The following is a 16,586-nucleotide window of genomic DNA, read 5'->3' as shown; positions in this document are numbered from 1 at the left end:
AACACGCAGCAGGGAACAGGCAGGATCGGGGATCACGCGGCGGCGCGAGGAGGTACAAGCCATGCGCATTGACACGATCCGGGCCGCCGGCGACAGGCCGGCTCACTTCCGCCATGACGACCTTATCGCCGTCAAGGGCGTGTCCGTGGTCTACGCCCGGCAGCTGGTGCTCCAGAACATCGATCTTTCGGTGCCGAAGGGATCGTTCGTCTCGCTGATCGGCCCTTCCGGTTGCGGCAAGAGCACCTTGCTCAAGGTGCTGGCCGGGCTGGTGGAGCCGACAAGCGGTAGCGTTTCGATCGCCGGGCTTTCGCCGGTCGAGGCGGCGCGCAAGCGCATGATCGGCGTTGTCTTCCAGGACGCCAACCTGTTGCCGTGGAAGAACGCCGTCGACAATGCGTCCATGCTGCTCGGCATCGCCGACAAATCGCTTTCGCGCGCCGAGCTTCGGGCACGCGGCCAGGAGATGCTGGAACTGGTGGGGCTTGGCGATTCCGCCCACAAGCGTCCGAACGAATTGTCGGGTGGCATGCGGCAGCGGGTGGCCATCGCTCGGGCCCTGGCGCTCGACCCAGCCGTGCTTTTGATGGACGAGCCCTTCGGCGCGCTCGACGCCATCACCCGCGACTCGATGGGCCAGTCGCTGCTGGAGATCTGGCAGCGCACCGGCAAGACGATCGTGCTCGTGACCCATTCGATCGACGAGGCCATTCACCTCTCGCGCCATGTGCACGCCCTGGGCATCAAGCCCGGTCGGATCACCGGCAGCATCGATATCGGCCTGCCCTATCCGCGCGACCTGGCGGTAACGGAAGACCCGGAATTCGTCAGGTTGGTGGTCCAGCTTCGCACGATGCTGCGCGCCAGCCATCAACCGGGAGACGCGTCGTGAGCGAGCAACCCATCAGCAGTGTTTCCGAGCCTCGGCTGACCTCCAGTTTCGCCGCCGCGACAAGCAGCTGGCTGCCGTCGGTCATTCTGCTGTTAGTCACGATCGTGGCCTGGGAAGCCGCGGTGCGGATCTTTGCCATATCGACCTTCATCATTCCGGCCCCATCGCAGATCGCACAATCGCTGGTCGCGCAATGGGGAACGCTGATGCAGGCCACGCTGGTGACGGCGGCCGAGATCCTGCTCGGCTTTGTTGTCTCGGTCGTCGTCGGCGTTGCCATTGCGCTCGTCATCGTGCGTTTCGACTGGCTCGGCCGGGCGCTCTATCCCCTGGTGGTGCTGTTCCAGAACGTGCCCAAGGTGGCGCTGGCACCGATCTTCATTCTGTGGTTCGGCTATGGGCTCGCACCCAAGATCGGCCTGATCCTGGTCATCGCCTTCTTCCCGGTGACGTTGTCGATGCTGGCGGGCTTGCAGTCGGTGGACCGCTCGCTGCTGTCGTTGATGAATTCGGTTGGCGCTAGCCGCACGCAGATCCTGTTCAAGATCCGGGTTCCACACTCGCTGCCGAACCTGATGGCGGGAACCAAGATCGCGGCCACGCTGAGCGTCATCGGCGCCATCGTCGGTGAATTCGCCGGCGCCTCGGATGGGCTGGGCTACGTCATCCAGTTCGCCTCGACCCAGCTCGACACCCCATTGGTCTTCGCGGCGCTGCTGCTCGTCTCCGTGCTCGGCATCGCCTTCTATTACGCGGCCGAGATTCTCGAACGCATCGTGGTGCCATGGGCACCCAAATTCAGCCACGCCTAGGTTTCTGGGCAGTCAAAGTCAGGGAAGGATCGAACAATGCTAAGACGCTCTTTTATCAAAGCAGCCACGCTTGTGGCGTTTGCCGGTGCGCTTGGCTTCTCCGGCGCGGCGCAGGCGGCGGACAAGGTCAATGTCCAGCTCGACTGGGTGGTGCGCGGCAACCACGCCATGTTCTTCGTGGGCAAGGAAAAAGGCTTCTTCGCCAAGAACGACATCGACCTGGCCGATATCCGCAAGGGTTCTGGTTCGCCAGACGCCATGCGGCTGGTCGGCAATGAGAACGCGGATTTCGGCTTCGGCGATCTTCCCACGCTCACCGTCGCCCGGTCGCAGAATGTCCCGGTCGTGGCGGTGGCAGCCGTCAACCAGCATTCGCCGCTGGCGATCATCTCGCTCGCCAAGACGGTGAAGCTCACCAAGCCGGCCGATCTCAAGGGCCTCACCATCGGCATTCATCCAGCCGGGTCGACCTACATCTTCTTCAAGGGCTTTCTGGCCGCCAACGGTCTGACCGAGAAGGACATGACGCTGAACAGCGTGTCGCCGCCCTATGAAAGCTACCTGCTCCTGGGGCGGGTCCAGACTGTGGTCGGCTATGTCGATGCGGAGGTTCCCGAACTGGAAGCCAAGGCAGGCGGTCCGGGTTCGCTCAGCATCATGATGGGCGCCGACCATGGCTGGAAGGCTTACGGCTCCGGCCTGTTCACCTCGGAGAAGATGATCAAGGACAAGCCCGATGTCGTGCGCCGCTTCGTCAAGGCCTACCGGGAAGCCTTCGACTATGTCGTTGCCCATCCGGAAGAGGCCGCCGAGATCACGGCCAAGGCGGCACCCGGCTACGCGGACAAGAAGGCCGTGCTGCTGGCACAGATCAACGCCGACATCGCCTCGACGTTCACCAGCCCCGAAACCAAGGAACACGGTCTCGGCTGGATGGCGAAGGCGCAATGGGAGGAAACCCTGAAGACGCTCACCGATCAGGGCGTGCTCAAGACAGCGCTGTCGGCGGACGATGTCTTCACCGACAAATTCCTGGCCAAGGAATAGGCGCGGTGCTCAAGGGGCGTGGATCGATGAGCGCCTACCGGCACGCCAGGCTGCCCTGCTCCATGCCGCAGGACACGGCGCGCATGCCCTTGGCTACATCAGTGCGGTCAAGCGCGATTTGCACGCGGGTCGCGTATGCGCGGCCCGACAGCCCACACCAGAGGCGCTCGACCGGCAGGTTTTCGCGCTTGTCATTGAGGATGGTGAAGGTGCCGGTCTTAGGATCGAACCAGAGTTCGACGTGGGCGCTCTTGCCCGGTTCGACCGTCGCGACCCCGCCCGAATACCAGTGGGCGAAGTCGGCATTGCAGGACAGGCCGTCCTTGCCGGAGTTCGAAATCGTTAACGGCACCATGTCGAGCCCATCGGTGCCGATGCGGACGATCACCTGGTGCAACTCAACCGCATTGGCGAGCGATGTAAACGCCAAAACCACCGGGAGGACATAACCGATTTTCACTTTGCCTGAGCTCCATACTTATTTGATCAGGCAGTCTATCTCGCAAACGCGCAATAACAATAAGAATAATGATCGAAAATCAACAAAAGAGGGTAACATGATAAAGCTCCTTAAAAGCAGTGTAAGTGCAATTATACTGAGCGGCGTCTTGCTCGGCGGCGCGTTCGCCGGAGAAGTCAAGTCGATCGCCATCCTGACGCCTGAAGAAGGCACGGACTATGGCTGGAACCAGCAAGGCATCGACGCTGCCAAGGCGGCCGGCAAGGCAGCCGGCATCGAAGTGGTCGTCGCCCAGGGCCTCGGCTATGGCGACGTTCGTCCGACGCTGCGGGAACTCGCTTCCGACGGCGCCAGCCTGCTGATCGCGCACGCCAGCGGCTACAACACCTCGGCGCCTGAAATCGCCAAGGAAACGAAGGTTCCGGTGGCGATCGTGGACACGCCGAACGGGTTGGAGAAAGGCCTCGTCGCCGACTACACGCTGAGCGGTCACGAAGGTGCCTATCTCGCCGGTCGTCTCGCCGCCAAGATGTCGCGCTCGAAGTCGGTCGGCATCGTGGTCTCCGGCGAACCTCCGTCATGGAACTCGCAGTCGGCGGCTTTCGCGCAGGGCGTGAAGGCGGAGAGCAAGGACGTCAAGATCACCTATGCGGTGATCGGGCCAGCCGCCTACAGCGATGCGGCAGGCGGCAAGCGCGTCGCCGAAAGCGTCATCGCCTCGGGCGCCGATATCATTTTCGGCCAGGGCAACGGTTCGAGTTTCGGCATGCTGCAGGCGGTCGAGACGACCAAGGCCGCGGATGGCGGCAAGGTCTATTTCATCGACGTCATCGGTGACAAGTCGCCGATCGACAAGGGCTTCCTGCTGTCGTCGGTGGTGTGGAACATCGAGCCGGTCTACGCCGCGATGATCGCCGATCTCAAGGCCGACACTTTCGGCACCAAGCATTACGGCATCGGCCTCAAGGACGATTCCGTGAAACTGCTGAAGACGGCCGCCATCCCGGACAAGGTCTGGTCCGAGATCCAGGCGGTGCGCGAGGACGTCATCTCCGGCAAGATCAAGGTCGAGCCGGTCTATGACGCGGCCGCCGTCAGGGCGTTGATGACAAGCGTCGCCAAGTAAGGCGATCAAAAGTCAGTTGCCGAAGGGGCGGTCGGGTCGCCCCTTCGGACGCTTCCCCTTTTTCAGTGCTGGGCTTTCATGAGCAATCCTTCTTCATCGCCCGTTGACAGGCGCGACATCGTCGCACTCGAAGGCGTGACCAAACGCTTTCCCGGCATCGTTGCCAATGACAGCATCGACCTGTCGATCCGGCCGGGCGAAGTGCATGTGCTACTCGGCGAGAACGGGGCGGGAAAATCCACCTTGATCGGCATGCTGTCCGGCCTGCAGCAGCCGGATGAAGGACGCATTCTGGTTGACGGCAAGCCGACGCCGATCACCTCGCCGCGCCGGGCACTGGCGCTCGGTATCGGAACGGTCTTCCAGCACATGATGCTGGTGCCGACGCTGACCGTGGCTGAAAACCTGTTGCTCGGCGGCCCCCGGTGGCAGCGCCCCAGGACCGAGGAGCTTGAGGCACGCGTCGCCGAGATCACCGAAAGCCTCGGCATCGTGGTGAAGTTGCATGCCAAGGTTTCGGAGCTTTCGCTCGGCGAGCAGCAGCAGGTCGAGATCCTGCGCGCCATGGTGCGCAACAGCCGGGTGCTGATCCTCGACGAATCCACCTCGATGCTGACGCCGAAGGGCATTGACGAACTTGGCGCGCTGATGCGCCGCCTCGTTGGGCAAGGTCTGGCGATCGTCTTCATCACCCACAAGCTCAAGGAAGCGGCCGCTTTCGGTGACCGCATCTCGGTGCTGAAGCTCGGCCGCAAGGTCGGTGAGATTCCACCCGAGCGTTTTCGCGCGCTCGGCGAACAGGAGATCATCTCCGAGATCGTGGAGTTGATGTTCGGCAAGCAAAAGGACGATCCGGAAGCGGCCGAGCTTCCCGTTCACGTCGTCCACGCCGAAGCCGCTCCACTGCTTCAGGTCACCGATCTGGAGGTAGCTTCCACCGACAACGCGCCCAGCCTGTCGTCGATCTCCTTCGACATTCGTCCGGGCGAGATACTTGGTATCGCCGGCATCGATGGCAACGGCCAGAAACAACTGGCGGAGGCATTGTCTGGCCAGCGCGCGGCGAACAGCGGTTCGGTACGGCTCGAGGGGATCGCGATCGAGGCGCTGAGCGTCGGCGAACGCAGCCAGCTCGGTCTTCGCTACCTGACGGACGATCGGCTGGGCGAAGGCACGGTCGGCACTTTCCCGGTCTCGATCAACTTCTTCCTCAAGCAGGTCGGCGCAGCGCCGTTCTGGCGCAACGGCGTCGAACAGCGCGCCGAGATCGACAGGCGCGCCGCTGAGCTCACGCGCGAATACGATGTGCGCACGCCAAGCCTGAAGACGCCCGTTGCGCGGCTCTCGGGAGGCAACATCCAGAAGGTACTTTTGGCCCGTGAACTGGCCGAAGGCGCGAAGGTGGTGATCTTCAATAAGCCCACCTACGGGCTCGACCTCGCCAACACGCTGGCATCGCGGCAACGCATCCGCGAGACCGCCGCGCGCGGTATCGCCGTGCTGCTGATCTCCACCGATCTCGAGGAGTTGCTCAGCATGTGCAACCGCATCGCCGTCATGGCCAACGGATCGCTGGTCGGCACGGTCGCGAATGCCGACGATGCCCGTACCAAGGTCGGCCGCCTGATGATCGGACTAGCCGCATGAGCATCGACACCGCCCCCACCGTCAGCGCCACCGCACTCGATGCCGCCAGCAGCGTCGCCACGCGCCGCGACATCCTGCGCAGGCTGGTCATGACACTTGGCCCGATCCTCGCCGCTCTCGTCATCGCCGGCTGCATCCTGCTTGCCGTCGGCGTCGATCCACTCGCCTATTATGGCTACGTGCTGGAGAAAGGGCTGTTCTCGCCGCTCGGCATCCAGCAAACGCTGACGCGCATGGCGCCGCTTCTGTTCCTTGCCGCCGGCCTGATCGTGGCTTTTCGCGCTGGCATGTGGAACCTCGGTGGCGACGGCCAGTTCCTGCTCGGCGCGGTCACGGCGGCGGCTTGTGCCCCCGTGTTCGTGCAGATCATGCCGGCCTGGCTGGCATTGTTCTGCGCATTCGTCGTCGCCACGGTTGCCGCCATGATCTGGTCGCTGGTGCCGGCGCTGCTGCGCGCCTATCAGGGCGTCAACGAGATCATCACCACGCTGATGATGACGTTCCTCGGCACCTCGCTCGCCAATGTGCTGGTCAAGCTGGTGTTCCGCGATCCCGGCACGACCGTGCCGCAGACTCGCACCTTGCCGGTGGAAGACAGGCTGCCGCGCCTGCTCGATACGACCGTCACCAGCGGACTGCTGTTCGGTCTGGCGGCGATCATCATCGTGCATCTTGTGATGACCAGGACGGCATTCGGACTGAAATTGAGGATCGTCGGAGCCAATCCGCGCGCGGCTATCCATGCCGGCTTGGCCGTGCCCGGCCTGACCATCGCCGTCTTCGCCATTTCAGCCGGGCTCGCGGGCCTTGCCGGCGCTGTCGACATCATCGGCGTGCAGGGCAATGTCCGCGCCGACTGGAACCCCGCCTATGGGCTGGCGGTCATCCCCGCCGTGTTCCTCGCCCGCATGAACGGCTTCGCCGCAATTGGCTTCGTGTTCCTGCTTTCGGTGCTGTCGATCGGCGGCGAGAGCGCGGCGCGGCGCCTTGGCGTGCCCAATCATTTCACGCTCGTGCTGGTCTCCATCGTGCTGATCGTGCTCGCACTCGCCGAATATGTCGACCACCGCTACAACCAGTCGAGAAAGGCCTGAAGCATGACCGGGCTCTTCAGCGAAGTCTTTCTCAGCGCGCTTCTGTTTGGCGCGATCACCGCGGCGATCCCGCTTTTGCTCGCCGGGCTTGGCGAGCAGATGTCGGAAAAGGCCGGCGTGCTCAACATCGGCATCGAAGGCATGATGCTGGCCGGCGCCTATCTCGGTTTCGTCGGCGCCTTCTATTCCGGTTCTTTGTGGCTGGGTTTCCTCACCGGCATCGCCGGCGGCGTTGCGGTGGCGTTGATCATGGCACTCCTGTGCGTGCGCATCGGACTGAACCAGATCGTCATCGGCATCGCGCTGACACTAGGCCTCGAAGGCCTGACGGCGCTTCTCCATCACTTCCAGTTCTCGCGCAGCTACCCGCGCCTGCCGGCGCCGAACGCCACCGTCATCCCGCTGCTGTCGGACATTCCGGTAATCGGGCCGGCCTTCTTCAAGCATCATCTGATCGTCTATCTGGCGGTCGCGCTGGTGTTCGGCATGGGCTACCTCTACCGGCGCACGCAGCTCGGCCTCAATTTGCAGGCCGCCGGCGACAAGCCGGCCGCGCTCGACGTCGCCGGCATCGATGTCATCCGAACCCGCACCATCGCCGTGCTGTCAACCGGCGCGTTGGCAGGGCTCGGCGGCGCCTATCTCGCCAATGTCGGGGCAGGTCTGTTCATTCCGTTCATCACCAACGGCGCCGGCTTCCTCGGCATCGTGCTGGCCATGCTTGCGCGTGGCCGGCCGATCTGGGTGCTGTTCGGCGCTCTTCTGTTCGGCGTCTGTTTGTCTTTGACCACCGCCATGCAGGTGGCGGGCATCAACATACCGACCGACATCATCCAGATGCTGCCGTTCCTGGCGGTGATGATCATGCTGGTGCTGTTCGGACGGCGGGCCAGCCTGCCGGCCGCGCTTGGTATTCCCTACGAGCGCGGCGCGCGCTGACAACAACGGATGCGCGGATGGGACCCGCGCCAAAACAGGAGGCAAGAATGTCGGATACCAAGGTTTACCTGCTCGACGGCGGCTCGCTCGTCCTCGACGGCTATCACGTGTTCTGGAATCGCGGCCCGGGCGGCGAAGTCCGCTTTCCGGTCTATTCTATCCTGATCGAGCATGCCGAGGGCCGTTTCCTCATCGACACCGGCTATGACTACGATCACGTCATGAAGGTGCTGCCCTTCGAGAAGCCGATCCAGGAAAAGCACCAGACCATTCCCGGCGCGCTGGCACTTCTCGGGCTTGAGCCGAAGGACATCGACGTCGTCGTCAACTCGCACTTCCACTTCGACCATTGCGGCGGCAACAAATATTTTCCGCATGCCAAGAAGATCTGCCACCGTTCGGAGGTGCCGCAGGCTTGCAATCCGCAGCCCTTCGAGCATCTCGGCTACTCGGATCTGAGCTTCTCGGCAGAGGCGGCAGAGGCGCGCGGCGCGACCTCGCAATTGCTGGAAGGCACGACGCGCGCCAACTCGACCTTCGAGGGCATCGACGGCGACATTGAGCTCGCCAAGGGTGTCAAGCTGATCTCGACGCCCGGCCATTCGATCGGCCACTACAGCCTGCTGGTCGAGTTCCCCAGGCGCAAGCCGATCATGTTCACGATTGACGCCGCCTATACGCAGAAGAGCCTCGAAACGCTCTGCCAGGCGGCCTTCCATATCGACCCGGTCGCGGGTGTCAATTCGATGCGCAAAGTGCAGAAGCTGGCCGAGGATCACGGCGCCGAGCTGATGTACTCGCACGACATGGACAACTTCAAAACCTACAAAACCGGCACGCAGTTCTACGGCTGACCGCCGCCATTCTGGAGACCAAGACCATGCGCTATTCCGATCATGCCGATCCGGTCATCACCCTGACCGCGGGGCCGGTGGACGCCTATGCACAAGTGCTGCGCGGCCTCGGCCGCACGGTGCTCTACGACTACGATCCGGCGTTCCAGCTCTTCTACGAGAAGGTCGTCGATAAGGCGCAGAAAGCGATGCGTCTGCCGAACAAGCCGGTCATCCTACACGGCGAGCCGGTTCTCGGCCTGGAAGCTGCTGCGGCATCGCTGATCACGCCCGACGACGTCGTGCTGAACCTCGCCTCGGGCGTTTACGGCAAGGGCTTCGGCTACTGGGCAAAACGCTATTCGCCCAACCTGCTCGAAATCGAAGTGCCCTACAACGAGGCGATCGACCCGCAGGCGGTCGCCGAAATGCTGAAGAAGCATCCCGAAATCACCATCGTTTCGATCTGCCATCACGATACGCCGTCGGGCACCATCAATCCGATCGATGCCATCGGCGCGCTGGTGTCGGCTCATGGCGGCTATCTGATCGTCGATGCCGTCTCGTCCTTCGGCGGCATGAAAACGCATCCGGAGGATTGCAACGCCGACATCTATGTCACCGGCCCCAACAAATGCCTGGGAGCCCCTCCCGGCTTGACCATAATGGGGGTGAGTGAGCGCGCCTGGGCCAAGATGAAGGCCAATGAGGCAGCACCGCGCGCATCGATGCTGAGCATCGTCGACTGGGAAAACGCCTGGTCGCGCGAAAGCCCGTTCCCGTTCACGCCATCGGTCTCGGAGATCAACGGGCTCGACGTGGCGCTCGACCTCTATCTCAGCGAAGGACCAGAAGCGGTGTGGGCGCGTCACGCGCTGACGGCAAAGGCCATGCGTGCCGGCGTCGCCGCCATGGGGCTGTCGATCTGGGCCGCCAACGAAAAGATCGCGTCGCCGACCACAACCGCCGTGCGTACGCCCGAAGGCGTCGACGAGAAGGCGCTGCGCCAGGCCGCGCGCGCCCGCTACGGCGTGGTGTTTTCGTCGGGGCGCGGCGAAACGCTGGGCAGGCTGACGCGCATCGGCCACATGGGCCCGACGGCGCAGCCGATCTATGCGATTGCCGCGCTGACGGCGCTGGGTGGCGCGATGAATGCTGCCGGCCAGAAGCTTGCCGTCGGCAAGGGCATCGACGCGGCGCTGGCCGTCATCGACGCCGACGCCTGAACACACCTCATCGGATTACGCATTAAGGGAGAGATTTCATGACTGAACGGCTTGCGGGAAAGACGGCGCTGGTGACGGGCGCCGCACAGGGCATTGGCAAGGCGATTGCGGCGCGGCTGGCGGCCGATGGCGCGACCGTCATCGTCAGCGACATCAACGCCGAAGGCGCTAAGGCCGCAGCCGCATCGATCGGCGGCAACGCGAAGGCTATTGCCGCCGACATTTCCGATCCGGCGTCGGTCAAGGCGCTGTTTGCCGAGATTCAGGCGCAATCCGGTGGCATCGACATCCTCGTCAACAACGCCAGCATCGTGCCGTTCATCGCCTGGGACGACGTCGACCTCGACCATTGGCGCAAGATCATCGACGTCAACCTGACCGGTACCTTCATCGTCTCGCGCGCGGCGACCGACCAGATGCGCGCGGCGAACAAGGTCGGACGCGTGATCAGCATCGCCTCCAACACCTTCTTCGCCGGCACGCCCAACATGGCGGCCTATGTCGCTGCCAAGGGCGGCGTCATCGGTTTCACCCGGGCGCTGGCAACGGAGCTCGGCAAATACAACATCACCGCCAATGCGGTGACGCCGGGCCTGATCGAGAGCGACGGCGTCAAGGCGAGCCCGCATAACGAGGCGTTCGGTTTTGTCGAAATGCTGCAGGCCATGAAAGGCAAGGGCCAGCCCGAGCACATCGCCGACGTCGTCTCATTCCTCGCCTCGGACGACGCGCGCTGGATCACCGGCCAGACGCTCAACGTCGATGCAGGCATGGTCCGACATTAGGTCCATTATCGCGGCGAGACAGGTGCGCGAGCGGCATGCAGGGCTTGGCCGAAGCGTTGCCGTCAGGATGTTCGTTCCATTGTCGCATCCGGATGCTCGCGTGCAGGCCGACTTCGGCGAGGCCCTGATGGTGGTCGGTGGCGTGGAGCGGAGGGCATTCTTCTTCGTGTTCGACCTGCTCCATAGTAACGCCCGCTGTATGTGGACCTATCCTGCGGCGGCATCGGGGGCTGGGTGGGCTAAGAGACCAACAAGCTGTTCGCGGTCCTCGTGCGTGCCGACAACCATACCGCGGAGATTTTGCCACAACGGAAATCAATCGCCGCAAGTGGAAGCATCGCCGACACCATGCACTACAACGACCGGGATGAGCCGCATGTCCTCGTCCTGAGGCGCGTGTTTCGCCGGCCATGGAGTATGGGTGCGAATATCCGATATCGGCTCTTGTTGCCTTGAACCTGCAACCCGTCAAGAAACTAACGTGTTTCGTCCACCTGCAGAGCACGGTTCTTTCCCGCTCAACCGAAGTTCCGCTCATAGGTGTCGGCAATGAGCTTTTCAGCCGCCTTGGCGGCTTTGGTGGGGGCGCGTTGTTCAATGGCCTTCACGATTGCCTCGTGCATGCCAAGCGCGTGGCTCATGCCGCCGAATTTGGCGAAGGTCTTTGGAACGCTGATGGTAAGGGCCGCGCGGATGACGGAACCGACGGGTGCGAGGAAGCGATTATGCGCGGCCTGGATGATGCCGAGGTGGAAGGCGATGTCGGCTTCCATGGCAAGCCGCGGATTGGAATTGTCTTCGGCCATCGTCGCGAGCGCGGCACGAAGCTGGGCAAGGTCTGCCTCGGTGGCGCGCGCGGCCGCCAGCCTGGCCGCGAGAGGTTCGATCGCCGATCTGATCTCGAACAATTCCTGGGCGAGGGCCTGTTCGTCCTCGTCGTCGTGCCATGACATGACCATGGGATCGAGTGTGTTCCAGGCACTTGGCGCGCGCACGCTCGTGCCGATCCGCTGCTTCGCCTCAATGAAACCCTTACTGGTCAGGATGGTGAGCGCTTCGCGCAGCGTCGTGCGGCTGACTTGAAGCTGGTCGAGCAGGTCGGTTTCCTTCGGCAGCTTGTCACCGGGTCGCAGTTCGCCGCGCAATATGCTGCGCCCCATGCGGGCGGCGATCTGCGCGGGTAGACCGCGTTCGGCAGCCGGCACGGATCCTATCGTCTCGTTCGCCGATATCAGCCTGTTCGATCTCGTCATCTGCAGCCGTCCTCCCGTAGCGGCCCGCCTATTCAACCGCCAGCGGGCCGAGTTGTGCCGCGAAACGCTCCACCATCTCAAGCCCGATCTTGTCGGGGCGTAGCGCGGGGCCACGATCGTGGATTGGAATGCCCGAGCGGGCGCCGAATAGGCGCTTGCCGTAGCAGATCAGGTTCTCGATGCCTTGCATGACGAAAACGGCCGCCGGCAACATGGCCCGGTACTCGGCTTCCGCACCGTCTTCATCGCCGGCGTGGAAGGCATTATAGGCGCGCACCGCATGGTCGATACAGTCGGGGGCAAGGATCATGCCCCGACAGCCAATGCGGAAATTGTCGATCAATTCCAGTCCGCCGCGACCGTTGAATATCGGTACACGATTGTCGGTGCGGGTAATCAGGCCGGCTATGTCGACAACAGGTCCTTCACCCTTGATCAGACTGATGTTGGGGTGCTGCCTAGCGAGATCGCGTATTTCATCCGCTGTCAGCCCACGTCCGAAGAAGGCCGGAGCATTCTGAATGGCCACCGGCAGATCGGTTGCCCCGGCAACGCGCCCGAAGAAGCGGATATACTCGGCCGCTCCATAAGTGCCGACCGGCGGCGGTTGGAGGATTACCCAATCCGCGCCGACGCTTTCGGCATGACGGATCTGGCCGATCTGCTCGGCGACGGAGGCACCGAAGATGGTGAAAGCCAGCGGTACCCTGGCACCGGTGTCTTCCGCCACCCAGTCCATCAGCGTGCGACGTTCAGCCCCCGTCAGCTTCGAGACCTCGGTGGCGAGGCCGAGCGCCGCCATGCCGTGTACCCCGGCTGCAAGGCAAAGTTCCACCTGCCTTCGAATGGCGGCGCGATCCAGTCGTTCCTCGCCATCGAACAGCGCATAGACAATGGCATGGATGCCGTGGAAGTCGACCGTTTCGAACTTGTTCATATGATGCCTCAATGGCTTTCGCGGGGAATGGCGTGGCCGCGGCAACCAACGAGGAAGTCGAGATCGGCACCGCGATCCGCTTGCAATACGTGCTCGACATAGAGGCCTTGATAGCCACCCTGCATGGTGGGGACCGGCGCTTCCCATTCGAGCCGCCGCCGCTCCAGTTCTTCATCGGTAACGTCGAGATGGAGCTTGCGCGCATCCACGTCGAGCTCGATGATGTCGCCGCCGCGCACGAGTGCAAACGGTCCGCCAATGGCGGCTTCCGGCGCCGTATGCAGCACAACCGTGCCAAAGGCGGTGCCGGACATACGCGCATCCGATATCCGCACCATATCGCGCACGCCTTTCTTGAGAAGCTTCTGCGGCAGCGCCATGTTGCCGACCTCGGCCATGCCGGGATAACCCTTCGGGCCGCAGTTCTTCAGCACCATGATGCAGCTTTCGTCTATGTCGAGCGTCGGATCATCGACGGCGGCTTTGTAGTGATCGATGTCCTCGAACACGACCGCCCGACCCCGGTGGCGCATCAGTTCGGGCGAAGCGGCGGAAGGTTTGATGATTGCTCCACCCGGAGCCAGATTGCCGCGCAGGACGGCAATCCCGCCATGCGGTGTCAGCGCTTGTTGCCTCGGCCGGATGACTTGTGGATTGTAGTTCATCGCCCCGGCGAGTTCTTCGCGCAGGGTTCTGCCAGTCACCGTCAAGGCGTCGAGGTCGAGGAGGTTGGCGATCTCCTTCATGACGGCGGGAATGCCGCCGGCGTAGCAGAAATCCTCCATCAGAAAGCGTCCTGAAGGCATCAGATCGACAATGGTGGGTATGTTGCGCCCAAGCTCGTCCCAGTCGTCGAGCGTCAGTTCCACACCGATGCGTCCCGCAATCGCCAGAAGATGCACAACGGCATTGGTCGACCCGCCGATTGCTCCGTTGACGCGGATCGCGTTGGCGAAGGCTTCCTTTTTCAGGATCGCCGACAACCGAAGGTCCTCCCTGACCATTTCGACGATGCGACGGCCGCTCATCCGCGCCAGCCGTGCGCGGTGGGCATCCACTGCGGGGTAGGCCGCGTTGCCGGGCAGGGCGATGCCGAGCGCCTCCACCATCGAGGCCATTGTCGAGGCCGTGCCCATCGTCATGCAGTGACCGGGTGAGCGCGACATCGCACTTTCGGCCTGGGCGAATTCTCGTTCGGTCATGACCCCGGCGCGGACGTCCTCGGAAAACTTCCACACGTCCGTCCCAGAGCCAATCTCCCGGCCCTGAAAGCGTCCATTCAACATCGGACCGCCCGAGACGACGATGGAGGGCAGGTCGCAGGACGCGGCGCCCATGACGAGAGCCGGCGTGGTCTTGTCGCAGCCGGCCATTAGCACCACGCCGTCCATCGGGTTGCCGCGGATCGATTCCTCGACGTCCATGGAAGCGAGATTGCGGAAGAGCATGGCGGTAGGGCGCAGATTGGATTCTCCGCAGGAGAAGACGGGAAACTCCAGCGGCAGCCCGCCGGCCTCGAGCACGCCAGCCTTGATATGTTCGACAAGCCCCCGGAAATGCGCGTTGCAGGGGGTGAATTCGGAGAAGGTGTTGCAGATGCCGATCACCGGCCGGCCATCGAAGGCATCGTCCGGCAGGCCATTGTTCTTCATCCAGCTGCGGTGGATGAAGGCGTCTTTGCCGTGTCCACCGAACCAGTGCTGCGAGCGCCGTTTCGTCACCTTACCAACTCCAGTTTCCGTGCATCGGGCTTGCGGTCATTTGACGGCTCCCATGGTCAGGCCGCGGATCAATTGTTTCTGGAAAACCAGGACAAACAGCAGCACCGGGACCAGCAATACGATCGAGGCTGCCGACAGTTCGCCCCAGCGCACCTGCTGGTATCCGACAAAGGCATAGAGCCCGAGCGGCACGGTCCGCACATCATTGCCGCCGAGAACCAGCGCAAACAGGAACTCGTTCCAGGAAAACAGGAATGCCAGGATCGCCACGGCCGCGATTCCCGGCAGGACGACGGGAAGGCAGATGTGGGCGAAGGCCTGGAAATAGGTCGCGCCGTCAATAGCCGCGGCCTCTTCCAGTTCGCCTGGCAGGTCCTCGAAGAAACCTTTCATGAGCCAGACGACAATGGAAAGGTTGATCGCGACATGAGCGATGATCAGGCCGGCATGCGTGCCGATCAGGCCGGCCTTCACATACATCACGAAGAACGGGATCAGCACGGCGACCGGCGGTGTCATGCGGGTGGTCAAAATCCAGAAACCGTAGTCGGCATTGCCGCGAAAACGGTAGCGTGCCAGCACATAGGCGGCGGGAAGGCCGATCAGCAAGGCAAGCGCCGTCGAGGCGAGCGCTACAACGGCACTGTTGGCGAAATAGGTCCAGATCGTCGGATCGGAGAGAACCTTGAGGTAGTTGTCGAGGATCGGAGCGAACAGGAATTTGGGCCGGCGCGCCATGGCATCGACTTCCGTCTTCAACGACATCATCGCCAGCCAGTAGATCGGAAATAGGCACCAGAGAGCAAAAGCCCACAGTGACAGGCGGCGGGCGAAAGGCGTCAGGATGCGCAGCGCTTTCATAGAGCCGCCCTCGGCACGAACATGCGCATCCGACGCAGGAACATCTGCGCGGCGACGATGGTGATGACCAGCATGACGATCGCGATGGCGGCGGCATAACCCATCGAAAGGAACTCGATGCCCTGTTTGTAAGCCAGGAGATTGAGCGTTCTGGTCGCGATGCCCGGACCGCCGCCCGTCAGCACGAAGATGATGTCGAAGGTCTTGAAGGCGTCGATAGCGCGAAAGACGATGGCCACACCGAGATAGGGCAGAAGCGCCGGCAAGGTGTGATGGAAGAACACTTGGGTCTCGGTCGCGCCATCCATCCTGGCGGCCTGCAACGGCTCCTCATCCATCGCCGCAAGCCCGCCCGCCGCGATCAACAGGATGAAAGGCGCCCACTGCCAGGTGTCGACGACGAGCAGTGACGTCATGGCCATCGCTGCCGTGCCAAGCCAATCCTGCGGCGGCAGGCCAACGAGCTTCAGCAGATAGTTGAACACGCCGAGTGACGGGTTGAGCATCATGCGGAAGGTGAAGACGGCGGCGACGGGCGTGATCGCCATGGGAAGAAGATAGATCGCCCGCAGCAGCGGAACGGCGCGTGTCTCGTGGTGCAAAAACGTGGCTATGGCCACGCCGAGCATGAGCTGGATTGCGACTGCAAGCACGGTGAACAATGCCGTCGCGCGCAACGCCGTCCAGAACTCTTCCGACCGCAATAGGTTGAAGTAGTTCTGCAATCCGGCAAACGCGAGCGAATCCGGTGTCACCAGCGAATAGTTGCTGAGGCTCATCGCCACGGACGCGATGAAGGGAAAGATGGTTAGGCCGAACAACAGCACTGTCGTTGGCGCCAGCATGAGAATGATGAAGCGTGTGCGCGCGTCCATTTCTAGATCACGCCCTTTTTTGGAAGTTGCGCCGTCGTAGTGGCGCAACTCTTATCGAACGATTTCCTGTGCAAGTTC

Annotated in this window: 16 protein-coding genes; 10 read left to right on the top strand and 6 right to left on the bottom strand. The window is 62.8% G+C overall.

All coding sequences use genetic code 11. The features are described 5' to 3' along the window. The first annotated feature begins 61 nt into the window (after positions 1-61). From AB4136_RS03665 to AB4136_RS03655, 3 genes are read left to right on the top strand one after another with little or no spacing between them, the layout of a single operon-like run. On the top strand, positions 62-892 hold the full coding sequence (locus AB4136_RS03665) for an ABC transporter ATP-binding protein (RefSeq protein ID WP_024924970.1): 831 nt from the start codon (positions 62-64) through the stop codon (positions 890-892). Beyond that, on the top strand, positions 889-1,704 hold the full coding sequence (locus AB4136_RS03660; RefSeq protein WP_024924969.1) for an ABC transporter permease: 816 nt from the start codon (positions 889-891) through the stop codon (positions 1,702-1,704). The genes AB4136_RS03665 and AB4136_RS03660 overlap by 4 nt, the downstream gene beginning before the upstream one ends. Positions 1,705-1,740: 36 nt before the next feature. Then, entirely contained in the window at positions 1,741-2,751 is a 1,011-nt protein-coding gene (locus AB4136_RS03655; protein ID WP_024924968.1) for an ABC transporter substrate-binding protein, read from the top strand. Between the two features lie 34 nt (positions 2,752-2,785). Here AB4136_RS03655 and AB4136_RS03650 read toward each other — a convergent pair whose 3' ends face one another. After that, on the bottom strand, positions 2,786-3,211 hold the full coding sequence (locus tag AB4136_RS03650) for a hypothetical protein (protein WP_024924967.1): 426 nt from the start codon (positions 3,209-3,211) through the stop codon (positions 2,786-2,788). A 97-nt stretch (positions 3,212-3,308) separates the two neighbouring features. On the opposite strand from AB4136_RS03650, the gene AB4136_RS03645 reads away from it, so the two are divergent. The 7 genes from AB4136_RS03645 to pldH all read left to right on the top strand — a co-directional run bounded on the left by AB4136_RS03645 (position 3,309) and on the right by pldH (position 10,861). Next, positions 3,309-4,337 (top strand): putative B6 ABC transporter substrate-binding protein, encoded by a 1,029-nt coding sequence (locus AB4136_RS03645; protein WP_024924966.1) that lies wholly within the window; start codon positions 3,309-3,311, stop codon positions 4,335-4,337. 78 nt (positions 4,338-4,415) lie between these two features. Then, on the top strand, positions 4,416-5,984 hold the full coding sequence (locus tag AB4136_RS03640) for a putative B6 ABC transporter ATP-binding protein (protein WP_137901086.1): 1,569 nt from the start codon (positions 4,416-4,418) through the stop codon (positions 5,982-5,984). Beyond that, complete coding sequence (locus AB4136_RS03635) at positions 5,981-7,078, top strand: putative B6 ABC transporter permease subunit 2 (protein WP_024924964.1); 1,098 nt, start codon at positions 5,981-5,983, stop codon at positions 7,076-7,078. Before AB4136_RS03640 ends, AB4136_RS03635 begins: the two co-directional genes overlap by 4 nt. A 3-nt stretch (positions 7,079-7,081) precedes the next feature. Then, on the top strand, positions 7,082-8,017 hold the full coding sequence (locus tag AB4136_RS03630; protein ID WP_024924963.1) for a putative B6 ABC transporter permease subunit 1: 936 nt from the start codon (positions 7,082-7,084) through the stop codon (positions 8,015-8,017). A 47-nt stretch (positions 8,018-8,064) separates the two neighbouring features. After that, positions 8,065-8,871, top strand: a complete 807-nt coding sequence (gene pldA, locus AB4136_RS03625; RefSeq protein ID WP_024924962.1) for a 4-pyridoxolactonase — start codon at positions 8,065-8,067, stop codon at positions 8,869-8,871. A gap of 26 nt (positions 8,872-8,897) precedes the next feature. Next, the gene (ppaT, locus tag AB4136_RS03620) at positions 8,898-10,076 is read left to right on the top strand and encodes a pyridoxamine--pyruvate transaminase (RefSeq protein WP_024924961.1); all 1,179 of its coding nucleotides are present in this window, start codon (positions 8,898-8,900) and stop codon (positions 10,074-10,076) included. Positions 10,077-10,114: 38 nt separating this feature from the next. Beyond that, complete coding sequence (gene pldH, locus AB4136_RS03615) at positions 10,115-10,861, top strand: pyridoxal 4-dehydrogenase, SDR-type (protein ID WP_024924960.1); 747 nt, start codon at positions 10,115-10,117, stop codon at positions 10,859-10,861. Positions 10,862-11,379: 518 nt separating this feature from the next. Here pldH and AB4136_RS03610 read toward each other — a convergent pair. The 5 genes from AB4136_RS03610 to AB4136_RS03590 are packed head-to-tail and all read right to left on the bottom strand — an operon-like array spanning position 11,380 to position 16,508. Next, entirely contained in the window at positions 11,380-12,114 is a 735-nt protein-coding gene (locus tag AB4136_RS03610; protein WP_024924959.1) for a FadR/GntR family transcriptional regulator, read from the bottom strand. Between the two features lie 28 nt (positions 12,115-12,142). Further along, positions 12,143-13,051, bottom strand: coding sequence for a dihydrodipicolinate synthase family protein (locus AB4136_RS03605; protein ID WP_024924958.1), 909 nt, complete (start codon positions 13,049-13,051; stop codon positions 12,143-12,145). An 8-nt stretch (positions 13,052-13,059) separates the two neighbouring features. After that, a complete protein-coding gene (locus tag AB4136_RS03600) occupies positions 13,060-14,772 on the bottom strand; it encodes an IlvD/Edd family dehydratase (protein WP_024924957.1) in 1,713 nt (570 codons plus the stop codon). A gap of 36 nt (positions 14,773-14,808) precedes the next feature. Beyond that, positions 14,809-15,633 (bottom strand): carbohydrate ABC transporter permease, encoded by an 825-nt coding sequence (locus AB4136_RS03595; RefSeq protein WP_024924956.1) that lies wholly within the window; start codon positions 15,631-15,633, stop codon positions 14,809-14,811. Next, positions 15,630-16,508: a carbohydrate ABC transporter permease gene (locus AB4136_RS03590; protein WP_024924955.1), complete on the bottom strand. Its 879-nt coding sequence runs from the start codon at positions 16,506-16,508 to the stop codon at positions 15,630-15,632. Before AB4136_RS03590 ends, AB4136_RS03595 begins: the two co-directional genes overlap by 4 nt. Positions 16,509-16,586: the final 78 nt, after the last annotated feature.

Origin of the sequence: Mesorhizobium sp. 2RAF21 (assembly GCF_052115345.1) — a bacterium.
Classification (GTDB): Bacteria; Pseudomonadota; Alphaproteobacteria; order Rhizobiales; family Rhizobiaceae; genus Mesorhizobium; species Mesorhizobium terrae.
The sequence above is the reverse complement of the archived record's forward strand: the minus strand, read 5'-3'. Positions and strand labels throughout refer to the sequence as shown.

What these genes read in the sequence shown, in the direction of transcription:
- AB4136_RS03665 (WP_024924970.1), top strand. Translation starts at nt 62, where the DNA reads ATGCGCATTGACACGATCCGGGCCGCCGGCGACAGGCCGGCTCACTTC.
- AB4136_RS03655 (WP_024924968.1), top strand. Translation starts at nt 1,741, where the DNA reads ATGCTAAGACGCTCTTTTATCAAAGCAGCCACGCTTGTGGCGTTTGCC.
- AB4136_RS03645 (WP_024924966.1), top strand. Translation starts at nt 3,309, where the DNA reads ATGATAAAGCTCCTTAAAAGCAGTGTAAGTGCAATTATACTGAGCGGC.
- AB4136_RS03640 (WP_137901086.1), top strand. Translation starts at nt 4,416, where the DNA reads ATGAGCAATCCTTCTTCATCGCCCGTTGACAGGCGCGACATCGTCGCA.
- AB4136_RS03635 (WP_024924964.1), top strand. Translation starts at nt 5,981, where the DNA reads ATGAGCATCGACACCGCCCCCACCGTCAGCGCCACCGCACTCGATGCC.
- AB4136_RS03630 (WP_024924963.1), top strand. Translation starts at nt 7,082, where the DNA reads ATGACCGGGCTCTTCAGCGAAGTCTTTCTCAGCGCGCTTCTGTTTGGC.
- pldA (WP_024924962.1), top strand. Translation starts at nt 8,065, where the DNA reads ATGTCGGATACCAAGGTTTACCTGCTCGACGGCGGCTCGCTCGTCCTC.
- ppaT (WP_024924961.1), top strand. Translation starts at nt 8,898, where the DNA reads ATGCGCTATTCCGATCATGCCGATCCGGTCATCACCCTGACCGCGGGG.
- pldH (WP_024924960.1), top strand. Translation starts at nt 10,115, where the DNA reads ATGACTGAACGGCTTGCGGGAAAGACGGCGCTGGTGACGGGCGCCGCA.
- AB4136_RS03610 (WP_024924959.1), bottom strand. Translation starts at nt 12,114, where the DNA reads ATGACGAGATCGAACAGGCTGATATCGGCGAACGAGACGATAGGATCC.
- AB4136_RS03605 (WP_024924958.1), bottom strand. Translation starts at nt 13,051, where the DNA reads ATGAACAAGTTCGAAACGGTCGACTTCCACGGCATCCATGCCATTGTC.
- AB4136_RS03595 (WP_024924956.1), bottom strand. Translation starts at nt 15,633, where the DNA reads ATGAAAGCGCTGCGCATCCTGACGCCTTTCGCCCGCCGCCTGTCACTG.
- AB4136_RS03590 (WP_024924955.1), bottom strand. Translation starts at nt 16,508, where the DNA reads ATGGACGCGCGCACACGCTTCATCATTCTCATGCTGGCGCCAACGACA.